Genomic DNA, 15249 nt, shown 5'->3' with positions numbered 1-15249 from the left:
ATGCAGGTCGTGAGGGGACAACTCGCATTTTTGAGGGGGTAAAGCAAGAGCAACCAGCCTTTTTTGCGGTTAGTGCAATATTTGCAGGTAATGCTTCAACTTAAGGCAAGCGAAATCTGAAGCCAGGTGAGTAGCGACGGCACGGATATTATCCGGTCCATGCATTTCTGCATTGAATTTATCTTCCCTGGATTTGAGGTCATTAGCAATATTAATACCTTTCAGCATTCGATATAGCTTCGCTTACGACATCTGACAGCTATTTATATTATAGTACTGATATATTTTCTGCAATCAAGTTTAGATTTAGTACCCAGTTGATTTTATAATTAGGGTACTTTTGGAAGGTTATCATTGTCTATCGAATTTACTAACCTGTAATTTATGTAGCAATATTTTTTCCTCCTTAATTTAAGAAGCGATCTTTGAATTTATTTGGAGCGGTGCCTACTTCTTTTTTAAAAAGGCGGGAAAAGTAAGTTGTATTTTCAAAGCCAAGCAAATGCGAAATTTCCGATATATTCAGTTCACCTTCTGTCAATAAATTTTTTGCTTCACCAATCAAAAAAAGGTGAATAAGTTCTAACGCAGTCTTTCCTGTTTCTTCCTTTAATAGATCGGTTAAATAGCGAGGAGATATATGCAGTTTTTCCGCCATGGAAGACACGGTGGGCAGCCCCATATTTTTCGTTTTCCGCTCTTCAAAATTAGCGGCGAGTAATATATTGAATTTGGTAACTGTCGATCCGGTTAATTCTGTCCGATGAATAAACTGCCTTTTATAAAAACGCTGCGCATATTTTAGCATGGAATCAATATGACTGATAATGATGGCTTTGCTATGTTCATCTGTATTATTATTATATTCCTTTTCTATACTGAAATACAGGTTCCAGATAATATTTTCTTCTCCAGGCGAAAGGTGCAGTGCCTCATTCACCTCATAATCAAAATAGCTGTATTTTTTAAGTTCATTGTAGAGGGGCGTTCCAGGTAAAAAGTCCTCATGAATGATAATCAAAAACCCCTTTTCCTGTAATTCCATGTTTTGGAAAATCACCTTTTGCTGTGGCTTGATAAATGACATGGAGCCAAGGTCATGGTCGTACCTGGTTTTTCCGTAGAGCATTTGCCCTGATTTCAGCTTTTTGAATCCAATGATGTAAAAAGCTGAAGTAAATTCAAGTTCGCTGATGCCGGTGCAATTATCCCGTTCACCGTATGCCACACTAAAAAGGGGGTGCTCAGGCGGCGTTATACCAAGAACTTCATGCAGGTCGCTGATTTTTTTGAAATGCTTCATATTATTCGCAATTTATAAAACAGGACCCGGCAAACCCGGATCCTGCTAATGTTATTTCCTTTAACCATGTGCTGCCACAGAAACATCCTGCCATGATTCCCATATTTTCAGGCGTTCCTCGTAGGTATATTTCACCCATGGGTAAACAGTTTTACCTAATAGTAATCTTAGTGGCGGATTTTCCGAATCCACCAGGCTTAGAAGCGCTTTGGCCGTTGCTTCGGGGTTACCGGAATCTTGCTCATTAGCAAGAGCATAAAAATCTTTTCTTATGTCATCGTATGCCGACATCGATTCACTCGATGCAAGGGAATTGGTACCAAAGAAATCTGTGGAGAAACCGCCTGGTTCAAGTATGGTTACTTTAATGCCAAAACCACCCACTTCGCCAGCCAGCGTTTCAGCAAGACCTTCAACTGCGAACTTAGAGGCACTATACAATCCCATTAATGGTACTGTATTCAAACCTAAAGCGCTTGAAAGTTGAATAATCTGCCCAGATTTTTGCTGACGCATGATTGGAAGAACCGCCTGTATAGTCCATAATGAACCCAGTACATTAGTTTCAAACTGCGCCCTGACGTCTTGCTCGTTTAACTCCTCTACAGCTCCGATGTGTCCGTAGCCGGCATTATTAATTAATACATCGATGCGGCCAAAGTGAGTTTTTGCAGTTTCAATTGCTTCAAAACTTGCTTTTTTATCAGTAACATCAAGTTTTAGTACCAATAGATTTGAAGAAAATTCTTTTGTAAGTTCGGTTAATGTTTCAGGGTTACGAACAGCCGCAACTACGTTATCGCCGCGTTGTAAAAAAGCTTCTGCCCAGATCCGGCCGAATCCGCGGGATGCGCCCGTTATAAAAATTATTTTTGCCATTATATTTTTTTTAAAAATTTATAAGGACAAAGTTCTGCTAATTTAATACAGCTATTCTGATACAAAAGTAGGCAATAATGAAACGTTTATACGAAAGGTAGATATGGACCAAGCCAATCATTATTCCCGGTCCATAACCTTTTTACGGTGATTCAAACCCCAGTCTTTCAGGGAATAAATGATGGGCGTCAGCGTATCAGCATATTGCGCCAATTGATAGGTGATCTTCACCGGATAACCATCAATCACGGACCTGATGACCAAACGGTGCTGTTCCAGATCTTTCAATTCTTTTGCCAAAACTTTGGGCGTAATACCGGGGATACTTTCCAGTATATCGGTGAACCGATCGTTTCCAACACCTACCGAAATGATAATGGGTAGTTTCCATTTACCATTGATTACGTCGAGTGCATCCCTCACGGGCTTTATCGTTTCGATGCAATCACAATGTGCTTTTTTTGCTGCCATAAAACATCATTTAAAACCATTCCACTTTCCTTTGGGAAAGTACTATACAAAAGAAAGTATAAATTCACCAATTTTGCAAAAGAATTTATTGAGAATTTAAAAACCAAGCGTAATGAAAATAGGAATTATAGGTACCGGCGCAATCGGCGGCATCATCGCAAAGAAATTAGCTGCAACCGGTCACGAGGTAAAGATTTACAGCTCAGGAGGTCAGCAAAAATTGGAAGAAAGGGCTCGGGAACTGGGCGTTATTCCATCCACCAAAGACCAGATCATAGTGGATGTCGAGGTGCTTATTGTGTCCATTCCCACAATAGCTATCCCGGAATTATCAGATCTTATTGCAAAAGTTTCTAATAACGTGATCGTGATCGACACGTCGAACTATTATCCGTTCCGGGATGGCGAGATCGAAGACTTGAAGAATGGGAAAGTCGAAAGTGTATGGGTTTCAGAAACCCTGGGTAGACCGGTGATCAAAGCTTTTAACAATTTACTGGCGCATACCCTTGAATCTGGTGGCAAGCCTGAAGGTGTCAAAGACAGGATCGCGATGGCGGTGTCAGGCGACGACCAACAGGCCAAAGAGATAGTATCCACCTTGATCAATGATGCGGGGTTCGACGCTGTGGATGCTGGTACGCTTGCAGATTCCTGGAAGCATCAGCCAGGTACTCCGGCCTATTGTACAGAACTGACCGGTGAGGAACTCCACCAAGCGCTTGCTGACGGTGACAAAGAAAACGCCGCCTACTTGCGGGACCAGGCTATCGGAAAATTTATGAACTTTTCCATGCCGCCTGCGCATGAAGAAGTAGTGGCAATGAATCGTTCGTTGTTTCCTGAAAATCCTAACAGACACTGACCAACCGAGGCCGCTCAAAAGTCCCCAACGTCAATCAGCCATTAGAAGGTGTTAATGGTGGTTATTGTCAGTTTTTAACGCCACAATTTTCTTACAATCCTCAATAAAAAATATCTGGATAATTCAAATTTTTGGTTCAATTCAACCCTGCTAAAGACAAAAACAGAAGCTATTACTAAGCTTTATTGGTTTTATAAGCCGTAAAAAGCTTTCTAAATGTTGAAAGTATTCCCGCTGAATCATAAAGTCCAATTATAATTAAAACTCTAAGATATAAATTTCCAGGAGAGCTTATTTAAAAAGTAATTATTCCAAATTCTCTGTTAGAGATATTATCACTTTGTATACCTAAATAGATGGTGAGTAATGCTTGACGACTCCAAATTCACGGTTCAATTCAAATCCGCTCAGGCCTCTAAATCATTTCATGTGTCGGTTAGAAGCCGGAGTAAAATCATATCTGACTTTAACCATCTTCCCCGACATGTATACCTATTAACAATACACAACAACCCGAGCTAATCTTTAATTTCACTTACTTCCGCTCCTTATTAAACCTTTCTTTCCGTATTCTCGCGCTTCTTTATTAGTAAAATTTGATTTTTTAAAACATAAATACTTAAAAATCAATAAGTTAAATAAGATTAACATTTGTACCCCTATTTATAAACAATCGATTGCGGTACTCCATGTAATTTCATCCTATGTAAAAGCGGTAAGAGTTCAATAACTACCGCATGCTTGCCGTCTCAAAATGACCAGGCACGAAAACCAATTTTAATAGAAAACCTAATTTCAAAACTAAGCATTATGCCAAAACGCGTACCTATTAGCGCTTGTATAACTTGTCCGCCAAGCGGTTATACAAAGATCAGGAGTCAATTTATAATACCACACAGACAATTGCAGGCCGCCTGACCGTCCAAAGCAACAACTGGTAATACCACATCAAATTATCTGATTAACTATCTGTAAAAGTAAGTATTGAGTACGATCCTTCAGATCAATCACCTTCAGAAGATAATATGACGAATGGAAAGCCACACCAGAATTTAACCAATAATCTAATTAAAAATCCAATTATCAATCAATTATGAACCCCAATTAACATGGAAAAAAATTTACGAAAAAGATTAAGACCTGGTGCATTGATCTTATTGGCTTTGCTATTGCTAAGCCTCACAAGTTATGCACAAACGATAAAAATTACAGGTAAAGTTACAAGTGCAGACGACTCCCGGCCAATGCCCGGTGTAACCGTTAAAGTAAAGGACTCGCCAACAGGTACACTGTCCGGTGCAGATGGTAACTATTCTATTAATGCAAAACCCGGAGATGTGCTGGTTTTTAGTTTTATAAGCTATAACCCTCAGCAAATATACATAGGCTCATCCACCGTTATTAACGTAGCACTCAAACCTTCAACCAACGATTTGAGTGAGGTTGTGGTAATTGGTTACGGTACAAGGAAGCGCCCCGATCTTACCGGTGCAATATCATCGGTTACAAGTGCCGATCTGTTAAAGACCCAGCCTTCCACATTTGACCAGGCCCTGCAGGGCAGAGTGGCGGGTGTAGTTGTGCAGCAAGTGTCTGGTCAGCCTGGTGGTGATGTGAATGTTCAGATACGGGGTTTGGGCGGCTTTACCGGTGCCCCCCCTCTATATGTTATTGATGGCGTGCAGATACCGCCTAATGGACAATCGGCTATTCCAGGCAACGGCACCAATCCATTATCCAGCATCAATCCATCAGATATAGCCTCGATAGATGTATTAAAAGACGCTTCAGCGACGGCTATTTATGGTTCTCAGGCATCTAATGGTGTAATTATTATTACCACCAAGAAAGGGTCTGTAGGTCCCCCGCTCATCAGCTATGATGGTTACAGGGGCTGGCAAAAATTGCCTAAGTATTATGATGTAATGGACTTACGGCAATATGCCACCTTCATGAACGAAAAAGGTGTTATTATTGGTTATGATTTGCGCCCGCAGTTTGTCAATCCACAATACCTGGGGCCGGGTACCAACTGGCAAAAAGCGTTGTTCCGTACAGCACCAATGCAAAACCATAATTTAGCCATTAGCGGCGGTGACGCCAGAACCAAATATTATATATCAGGTACATATTTCTCGCAAACAGGTATAGCACTGGGTTCGGACTTTAAAAGAACTTCAGTTAAAGCAAATATTGATAATAAAACAACTGATTGGTTAAAGGTTGGCATCAACTTGAATATGGCGCATGTAGCAGAAAACGTTACCACTTCCAATACAGGCGTAATATTGCAGGCACTTAACCAAACGCCTGATGTAGCTGTAGTAAACCCTGATGGTACCTGGGGCGGCAATGACCCGAACATTTATGGTGCTACCGGTACTAACCCATTCGCAATAGCTACTATTGTGAAAGATTTTAAAAGCCGTTATCAGCTATTTAGTAATGCTTATGCCGAAATTCAATTTACACGGGATTTAACCCTGCGTAATGAAGTGGCCGGAAATTTTGACTTTGCCAATGAGGATTATTTTAATCCGAGCTATGTTATGGGCGCTTATACCAAGAACAATAATAGTGGCACGGCTACAAATGCGCAAAATTTCTATAATTCAATCACTAATTATTTAACCTATCAGCATACGTTTGCCCGAAAATACTGGGTAAACGTAGTAGCAGGTCACGAAGCACAGTTGTTGAAGAGCAGCGGCGTTTCTGCTACCCGCACCAATTTTGCCAGTAACAATGTACAAACAATCAGTAGCGGCGACGCGACAACCGCAACCAATACCGGTGTTAAAGGGCAGGGCTCTTTAGAAGCTTACTTTGGCAGGGCAAACTTTACCTATGATGATCGTTATTTGTTAACTGCTACAGTACGGCATGACGGCTCGTCAAAATTTGCAGAAGCGCAACGGTGGAATACCACTTACTCGGGCGCATTGGCATGGAAGATAAACCATGAAAGCTTCCTTAAAAGTGTAAAAGCCATCAATGATCTTAAGCTCAGGCTTGGTTATGGGCTTGTAAACAACCAAAACATTGCAGAGTATGCTTATGGTTCCACTTTGAGTACTATACCAACCGGCTTGTCTGGTAACTCGCAAATAACTACTACTACGGGTAACCCTGATATCAAGTGGGAAACTACAAAATCATACAATGTTGGCCTTGATGCAGCTGTTGTCAACGGACGGATCAATTTTTCTGCCGATGTCTATTACCGCAAAACAAATAATCTGTTATTAAGCCTTACACTGCCCTATTACTCAGGCACATTTGCTTCCGGCGGATATTCGCCAGGTGCTGTGCAGGCTCCATATGTAAACGTAGGTGCAGTTAGCAACAAGGGTTTCGAATTTACATTGTCTACCCAAAACATCAAATCGAAAGATTTTAACTGGAACAGCAACATTACATTTACCAGAAACATCAATAAGGTACTCAACTTAGTTGACGGCACCCCGGCAATTTACGGCTCTGTAACCAAAACTGTTGTAGGCCGTTCCATCGGCGAATTTTACGGGTACCAGGTACTTGGGATCTATAAAAATGCTGCCGACTTTAAAAAATATCCTGCGCTGCCTCAAAACGGAAGCGGGCCGATACCTATAACACCAGGGTCTGGTGGTGTTTGGGTAGGTGATGTTATTTTTAAAGACATTAACGGTGATGGTAAAATCGACGCCAACGATCAAACCTTTTTGGGTTCACCTTTACCTAAATTCCAGTATGGGATCAACAATAGCTTCAGCTATAAAAATTTCGACCTGAATATCTTTATGACCGGTAACTATGGTAATAAAATTTATAACCAGTTAAAGGTAAACGGCGATAACCCTAATCAAAACTTTGGCTATTTCCCATCTGTATTCAACTATGCCAAAATCGGGTTAATAGATCCAACAGGCTCTACATCTGATATTAACAATGTATATATTACCAATCCGTCCACCAATATTACCCGGATAAGCCAGAGCAGCGGCAACGATAATCAGCGTTTTTCTGATAAGTATATCGAAAGCGGATCATTTTTAAAATGTAAGAGTATTGCCTTAGGTTATAGTTTTTCAAACAGCTTTTTAAACAAGATCAAATTACGGTCATTAAAGGTATATGTTAACGTTACCAACGTTTTCACTATTACCAAATATACCGGCTATGACCCGGAAATAGGCTCCTGGAACCCTTTAGCAGCAGGTATTGATAATGGATATTACGCGCAGCCACGGGTTTATACAGTTGGTCTTAACGTATCTCTAAATAATTAAAACTAAGATTATGAAACGTATTAAAATAAATATAGCCCTGTTGGTTATCAGTATTGTTATGATAAGCAGCTGTAAAAAAGATTACCTTAACCGCCCCCCTTTAACCGGTATTACTACCGATAATTTTTATAAAAGCGGCTCAGATTTAAGGTTGGCTACAGCTACATTATATGCCCAGCCTTGGGCCGGCTGGAACAATTTTCCGCTGTTGGGTATTGGTGATATCATGAGCGGCAATATGATACAACCATATAACGCGGACCTGGTTCAATTTACCTCTTTTTCAATTACACCTCAAAACGGCAATTTAGCACAGTCGTGGCAAAGCTTTTATGACATTGTAGCGCATTGTAATATCAATCTTAAAGCTATTAACACAAAGATGCCCGATAGTGTTGCTGTAAAAAGTAAAACAGGAGCTATTGGCGAAATAAGGTTTATACGCGCGACGTCCTATTTTTACCTGGCTCAATTATGGGGAGCGGTGCCCATTATTGAAGATAACGACAAGCTGATAGCCAATCCACTGGTGCCACGTCATAAGCTCGAAGATGTTTATAAATTTATTATCAATGATTTAAGATATGCAGTTACTAATCTGCCGAAGACAGATCAACCGGGACGCGTAACTACGTGGTCTGCCCAGGGTTTACTGGCAAAGGTATATTTAACAAGGGCTGGTTTAAATCAAAAGGGCACCCGTAATCAATCTGATCTGGACAGTGCTGCTTATTATGCAGGCAATGTTTGCAATACCAGTGGTTTAACGCTTTTACCAAGTTACTACAATCTTTTCAGAACGCAGTTTAATGATAACCCAGAATCACTGTTCGCATTTCAATGGGCTCCTGGCGTAGGGTACGCACAAGGAAATTCCATACAAGCTCAATTCGCACCAAGCGGCAGCCTTGTTACCGGAGGAGGTGGCTGGGGCGGAGCCATCGGCCCTACCATAGATCTTGCTAATCTGTATACCCCACAGGATTCTGTACGCCGCAAAGCCACATTTATGCTTACCGGCGATAAATATCCCGAACTTAACGTTGCAGGCGGGGGATATACTGCTACTGGTGTAAATGTTAAAAAACATATAGTTGGTACTGCTGCGGATAATAATTCGCCGACTATGGACCTCTGGTCGTCTGTTGAGCATAATGCGGTGTTGCGCCTGGCCGATGTATATTTAATATATGCCGAAGCTTTATTGGGTAACAACGCCACTACTTCCAATGGTCAGGCATTGCAATACTTTAACGAGGTACGTACAAGGGCCGGAGTTGATAAGGTTACCAGCCTTACTCCTGATATTATCCGGAACGAAAGACGCATTGAGCTGGCATTTGAAGGACAGTACTGGTTTGACTTGGTACGCCTTTCTTACTATGATCTGCCAGGAGCGGTTTCGATACTTCATAAACAGATTACGCCAACCACAAATCAAAATAATTCGATGCCTCGAACACAGTTCAGTTACGATCCGGTTACAAGAATTAAAACACCCTTACCCAATGGCCTGATCATGACGGAGCCTACCGCCGCGACGTTTATCTTGCCTATACCGGCAAATGATCAAACTGCAGATCCAAAATTATTAGAACCGCCTGTTTCTTATTATAAGTAATCAGAATCATATAGAAATTCTCAAAAGTCATGAAAAAATTAAATCATCATATCAAAAGCTACTTGTTGCTTGCCTTGCTTGCTACTTCAGCTTTTATTCAATCCGGCTGTAAAAAGGATTCGTCCTCATCATCAAAGGGTAACCCGGTAATTACAGCCATACGCAATTATATAGCTCATCCCGGAGATTCGCTTTTAAGCAGCGCTGGTACGGGTCAGTGGATCGTGATCTCTGGTAAAAATTTGAAAGGAGCGTTGGCTATTAATTTTGACGGTGTAAAAGGCTCTTTCAACGATGCCTGGTTCTCCGATACCAGTGCGATTGCCCTGATACCGGCAATTATCGCTTTCCCATCGGTACCTTCAGATAAACTGAATACCATACAATACATTACCAATCACGGTCAAACCACGTTTTCATTCCCTATTGTTGCCCCGGCACCCACCATTTCGGGTATTTCTAACGAAGATGCCAATCCTGGCGATTCGATTAAAATTAACGGGCTTAGCTTTTTCTTTATCAAAAGTGTCGTTTATGGCGGCGTTGATATAACCAGCTATAAGGCATCAAATGATGGTACATCCATCAGCATGGCAGTACCAGCCGGTTTGACCAATGGCGGTCCGGTTATGGTAACTACAAAGTCAGGTGCCGATACTACAGCATTCAACGTACATGATTTTGTTACGGGCGTGTTTTGTAACTGGGATAATATTAATACCTATCCCTGGGGATCGGACACCCATAGCAGTTCTGCTGATTTTCCTGGCAATAACGGTAGTTATAACGTACTTACGGCCACAAATCTTGCAGGGAATGATTTTGCCTGGTATAATGGTGGCCGTGGTGTAAATATGGGTGCAGGGCAATGGGTGCCTACGGCTAATGTAGGTGCCAGTCTTGATAGCTATGCAGTTAAATTTGAAATATCTATTCCGAAAACTACACCGTGGGTTAACGGTTCGATTTACGTATCGGTAAATGCAAGCTTTAATTATATAGCTCTGTATGCTCCCTGGAAAAGTGCCGGCGGTACTACTCCGTTTACTACTACCGGCTGGCAAACTGTAACTATCCCGCTGTCAAGTTTCAGAACCAATAATGGTACTGGTACACAGGTAGCATCTATAAAGGACTTACTTGGTGCAAGCGGGAAGGCGGGAATGAATATTTGGTACATCAATGATGGATCCACACCGGTTACGGCATTTAAGATGGCTATTGATAATATCAGGGTAGTAAAAATTAAATAAGAGAGAGTTTTAGTTGATTATAAGTGAATGCCTGGGGCCTTTATAGAAGGCCCTGGCATTTTTTCATGTATCACCGGGCTCGATTATGCATTGTGGCCTGGCTTTAAGGACTTTACAAGAATTGGCCAGGTAAATTTATCACCATGAATTATAAAAATGAAAAATCTATTTTTTTTTAAAATATTAATATCGATTACAATAATATCTTTTTTCTCCTGTAAAAAGACAAGTAATGCGGCACCGGAACTAACCGTAAATCAGACCGCGCTAACTTTTGCACCCGAAGGCGGAACTCAGGATTTTTCCATTACATGTAATGCAGCATGGAATATCGTTAATCCAGGCTCTTCCTGGCTGCAACTAAGCACCACCTCAGGCAATAGCGGCAGTATCGTTATTCATATCAAAACGTTATCGGAAAACGGTACAGGATCAACGCGTTCAAGTACCTTAACCATAGGCTCTTCCAATGGTCAGGCAAGAAGCTTAAAAGTATCTCAAACATCTAATATCTATCCCAGCTATAATACTTCGCCAAAAGCCGCCGACGCAAGCGGAATGAATAGCAATGCTGTTCAGCTTGCCGCAAAGATCAAGTTAGGATGGAATATTGGTAATACCCTGGAAGCACCTGGCGGAGAAACAGGCTGGGGAAATCCTGCGATTACGGAGGATTATATTAAAGCTGTGAAACAACAGGGATTTAATGCCATACGTCTTCCATGCGCATGGAACTGGGGACATTTAAGTAACCAGGCAACAGCACAAATAGATGCCAATTGGCTTAACAGAGTAAAAGAAGTGGTGGGATATTGCGTAAAAAATGACATGTATGTATTGCTGAACATACACTGGGATGGCGGCTGGCTTGAAAATAATATTACCCAGGCAAAACAGGATTCTGTTAATGCTAAACAAAAGGCATTATGGGAACAAATAGCAACAGCCATGCGCGATTTTGACGAGCATTTGATGTTTGCCAGCGCCAATGAGCCTGCAGCAGATGATGCCGCAGCAACCGCAATACTTTCTACCTATCATCAAACCTTTATTAACGCGGTTAGATCAACCGGTGGTAAAAACGCTTACCGTGTGTTGGTAATTCAGGGCCCCTCTACTAATATGGAGAAAACAAGTGATTTTATGACCACTCTTCCGCAAGACCAGGCTGCAGCCAAGCTGATGGTTGAAGTGCACTATTACTCACCATTTCAATTCTGCTGCCTGCTGGACAATGATGCCAGCTGGGGTAAAATGTTTTATTATTGGGGCACAGGGCACCATTCGGCTATCGAACCTGAACGAAATGCCACCTGGGGCGAAGAAAGTGATGTTGACGCTTCATTCAGCCTAATGAAAACAAAATTCGTTGATAAGGGAATTCCTGTTCTTTTAGGTGAATATGGTGCCTACAGGCGCGACAACACAGCGCACGTTCCTTTGGATTTGCCAACGCACGAAAGTTCGGTAGACTACTGGATTACTTACGTTACAAAGCAAGCTAAAACAACCGGCATGCTGCCATTTTTCTGGGATACAGGCGGCGCGCTGGACAGAAGAAATTATACTGTAAAAGATCAGCGTACAATAACCGCCATCAAACAGGGCGCAAATTAAATAAAGAAGGCACTAAAAAAGAAGCTATTTTCTATATAGAAAATAGCTTCTTTTTCTTTGGCGGATTTGGACAAGGTGATGGAGAGCGTTTTCAAATAGGCGATTCTCAGAGCCTCTATTTTACTTGTGCAATCACCACTTTAACTTTAAAATACTTTTCAGTGTCCTCTAAATAAATACCGGGACCTTAACAGAGGATTCCGGCATTTTACATCAAAAAAACTAAAAGTTACCCATTTATGGAAGCCAGGTTATGATAACCTGCAAACATTTACGTTGGTTAATTCCCAAGTGTTTTGATGGCTAAAGTTGCTTCAGACAGATCGGCCGAACTCACCGTAAGTTTAATATCACCGGCATTATGGGTGCTCCTGATAACAATCATCGCCTGTCCGTGCCACGCCTTGCGTGAGTTGCCTGTATATGCGTCAAAGTCTTTGATATCGGCATTGTCAACTCCGGCTATTATACCCGGCCCTTCAATCTTAAAATACAAACGGTTGGCCGCATTCGGCTGAATTATACCGCCTTTATCCGTTACTTCAATTCTCACATACGACAGGTCCTGCCCATTAGCCAATATCTCTTTACGGTCAGCAATGAGTTTGATCTTTGCGGCATGGCCGGAAGTTTGCAGAATAGCGGATTCTGTTTCCTTATTATTTTCAACAGCTACTGCCTTGAGGTTTCCGGAGGCATAAGGCACTGAGAAAGTAGCTTTAAATTCCTGTTCTTCTGTTGTCGGTTTTTCGCCGAGAAGTTTGTCGTTAAGATAAAGTCTTACTTTCGGATATTTTGAATATACCTCTACATCGATATTCTTTCCCTCAAAACCGGGCCATGTCCAGCTTTCCCAGGTAGGCCATACCGACCACCTGGTCTCTTTGATTTCCAATGGCTCGGGGTTGGGTTCACGGACAGCCATATATAACTTCTCCTTATCATTGTACAGCAAGTCCCGGTAATGTGATATAGGTTTTCTCCATCCGGTTAAATCTATATCACCACAATAAGCGGCATGCCAGGGGAAAAAATCATTTTCCCAATTTTCTCCTGGTACATCGCCCGAATAATACGAGCGCCCAATTCCCGACTCTCCCAGATAGTCAATTGCCGACCATACAAAATCACCAATAATGTAATTATTATTCTGCACCAGCTTCCAGTTAGCAAACGCGTCCCGTGGATAGGATTCTGTTTGAACAATAATTCGGGAAGGGATTCTTTTATGATCTGCAGGAGCGCTTTGTAATTGGTAATTATAACCGCAAACGTCATGAACAGCCATAAGGGGATCAAAAGATTCCCATTCATTACCCCAGGTAACGATGGCTGATGTAACCGGTCTTGTTATATCTATATTTTTAACAGCGCCCGCAAGCATTTTAGCAGTTATCACGGCTTCGGGTGTTTTTCTTTCCGATACTTCATTACCAATACTCCACATAAAAATTGACGGGTGATTCCTGTCGCGCAATACCATTGTTTCCAGATCACGCTTCCACCAATGATCAAAATATACAGAATAATCGTGTTTGTTCTTACCACCCCTCCAACCATCAAAGGCTTCATCAATAACCAATAAGCCTAACCTGTCACAAGCGTCTAAAAAAGCTTCGGAAGGGGGATTATGGGAAGTTCTTACCGCATTAAACCCGGCAGCCTTCAGCAACTCTACCTTACGCTCCTCCGCCCGATCAAAAGCCGCGGCACCCAGGCAACCATTGTCGTGATGCACGCATCCACCGCTTAGCTTAACCATTTTGCCATTAAGCTGAAAACCATCCTCGGCGGTAAACTTTAAGGAGCGGATACCAAAAGTGATCTCTGTTTGGTCCATAATATCATTATCCTTTGATACCTGGATCTGAGCCTGATATAAATGAGGGCTTTCCGGTGCCCATAGTAAGGGCTTTGATACTTTTATAGTTTGGATGATTTCCTTTTCCTGATGAGCGGGTAACTCTATCGTTCTGGTGTTATTTCCGGCATCTTTAGCAGATCCTGTCAGGATCCGGGTATTAATAACGACTTTTTGTGAAAAGGCGGTTTCATTCTTTATTGTAGTGTTAACCTGAACAGATGCCTGTTTTGAAGATACCTCCGGAGTTGAAACCGCTACTCCCCAATCTGCTACGTGTACGGGGTTAAAAACCTTCATCCAAACATGGCGGTAAATCCCTGAGCCACTGTACCACCTGCTGTTTATTTGCCGTGAATTATCTACACGCACAGCTATCACATTTTCTTTGTTAAAATCAAGATACGGTGAAAGATCATAACTAAATGAAGAATAACCATAAGGGCGCACACCAAGTGATTTCCCATTGATGAATACCTCGGAATTCATGTATACGCCTTCAAAATAAATGGAAACACTTTTTCCCTTCCACTCAGAGGCAATCTTGAACGTTTTCCTGTACCAGCCAACACCCGCTGGAAAATAACCGCCTGCTCCTCCCGTTGGATTTTTAGGGCTTATCTTTCCTTCAATACTCCAGTCATGCGGCAAGTCGAGACTACGCCAACCAGTATCGCTGAAATTTTTTAATTTGGCCAGCGTATCGTCGCCCAGCCTAAATTTCCAATTGTAATCAAACAGTTGTTTTCGTTCCATACCTCTCTGGGTTTGGGCAAAACTTACAATACTGTTGGCCAAAAGCAAAATGGCTATAATTATTGCTTTCATAAAAATGATATGCTTAACACAGTTATTTAACCAGGATTTTTACTGTTTTTGAAATACTGCGTGATGAATTACCTAATTGAAGAACATACTCGCCGGCTTCCGCATTCCACGCTTTTTTTGATGCATCATAAAATGCCAGGTCAGTAACCTTTACATCCAGTTCTACCATTTTTGTTTCGCCTGGTTGCAGAAATACTTTTTTGAACCCTTTAAGCTCTTTTTCTGGACGCAATACCGAACAAACCGGGTCGCTTACATATAACTGCACCACTTCGGCTCC

General features: G+C 41.7%; 11 protein-coding genes. 5 read left to right on the top strand and 6 right to left on the bottom strand.

The annotated features are described in order from the left end of the window. Positions 1–69 precede the first annotated feature (69 nt). The 4 genes from AB6735_RS26490 to AB6735_RS26475 form a co-directional block, all read right to left on the bottom strand. Entirely contained in the window at positions 70–228 is a 159-nt protein-coding gene (locus tag AB6735_RS26490; protein ID WP_370999206.1) for a hypothetical protein, read from the bottom strand. Between the two features lie 178 nt (positions 229–406). Continuing rightward, positions 407–1303, bottom strand: coding sequence for a helix-turn-helix domain-containing protein (locus AB6735_RS26485; RefSeq protein WP_370999205.1), 897 nt, complete (start codon positions 1301–1303; stop codon positions 407–409). A 60-nt stretch (positions 1304–1363) separates the two neighbouring features. Next, positions 1364–2182: an SDR family NAD(P)-dependent oxidoreductase gene (locus AB6735_RS26480; protein WP_370999204.1), complete on the bottom strand. Its 819-nt coding sequence runs from the start codon at positions 2180–2182 to the stop codon at positions 1364–1366. Between the two features lie 120 nt (positions 2183–2302). Then, a complete protein-coding gene (locus AB6735_RS26475) occupies positions 2303–2653 on the bottom strand; it encodes a winged helix-turn-helix transcriptional regulator (protein WP_370999203.1) in 351 nt (116 codons plus the stop codon). Between the two features lie 112 nt (positions 2654–2765). Here AB6735_RS26475 and AB6735_RS26470 point away from each other — a divergent pair, with 112 nt between their 5' ends. From AB6735_RS26470 to AB6735_RS26450, 5 genes are all read left to right on the top strand, one after another. After that, positions 2766–3518 carry an NADPH-dependent F420 reductase gene (locus AB6735_RS26470; protein WP_370999202.1) on the top strand — a complete coding sequence of 251 codons (753 nt, stop codon included), beginning with the start codon at positions 2766–2768 and terminating at the stop codon, positions 3516–3518. 1109 nt (positions 3519–4627) lie between these two features. After that, positions 4628–7789, top strand: coding sequence for a SusC/RagA family TonB-linked outer membrane protein (locus AB6735_RS26465; protein ID WP_370999201.1), 3162 nt, complete (start codon positions 4628–4630; stop codon positions 7787–7789). A gap of 10 nt (positions 7790–7799) precedes the next feature. Next, positions 7800–9410 carry a RagB/SusD family nutrient uptake outer membrane protein gene (locus tag AB6735_RS26460; RefSeq protein ID WP_370999200.1) on the top strand — a complete coding sequence of 537 codons (1611 nt, stop codon included), beginning with the start codon at positions 7800–7802 and terminating at the stop codon, positions 9408–9410. 29 nt (positions 9411–9439) lie between these two features. After that, entirely contained in the window at positions 9440–10663 is a 1224-nt protein-coding gene (locus AB6735_RS26455) for a glycan-binding surface protein (RefSeq protein WP_370999199.1), read from the top strand. Positions 10664–10819: 156 nt separating this feature from the next. After that, the gene (locus tag AB6735_RS26450; protein WP_370999198.1) at positions 10820–12280 is read left to right on the top strand and encodes a cellulase family glycosylhydrolase; all 1461 of its coding nucleotides are present in this window, start codon (positions 10820–10822) and stop codon (positions 12278–12280) included. Between the two features lie 280 nt (positions 12281–12560). On the opposite strand, the gene AB6735_RS26445 is transcribed toward AB6735_RS26450, so the two are convergent. Both AB6735_RS26445 and AB6735_RS26440 read right to left on the bottom strand, forming a co-directional pair. Continuing rightward, positions 12561–14969, bottom strand: coding sequence for a sugar-binding domain-containing protein (locus AB6735_RS26445; RefSeq protein WP_370999197.1), 2409 nt, complete (start codon positions 14967–14969; stop codon positions 12561–12563). Positions 14970–14991: 22 nt separating this feature from the next. Next, positions 14992–15249: fibronectin type III-like domain-contianing protein (locus AB6735_RS26440; protein ID WP_370999196.1), on the bottom strand; the 258-nt coding region annotated here is incomplete at its 5' end.

This window comes from Mucilaginibacter sp. RCC_168 (genome assembly GCF_041355315.1).
GTDB lineage: Bacteria > Bacteroidota > Bacteroidia > Sphingobacteriales > Sphingobacteriaceae > Mucilaginibacter.
This window is presented reverse-complemented; position numbering and strand designations above follow the sequence as displayed.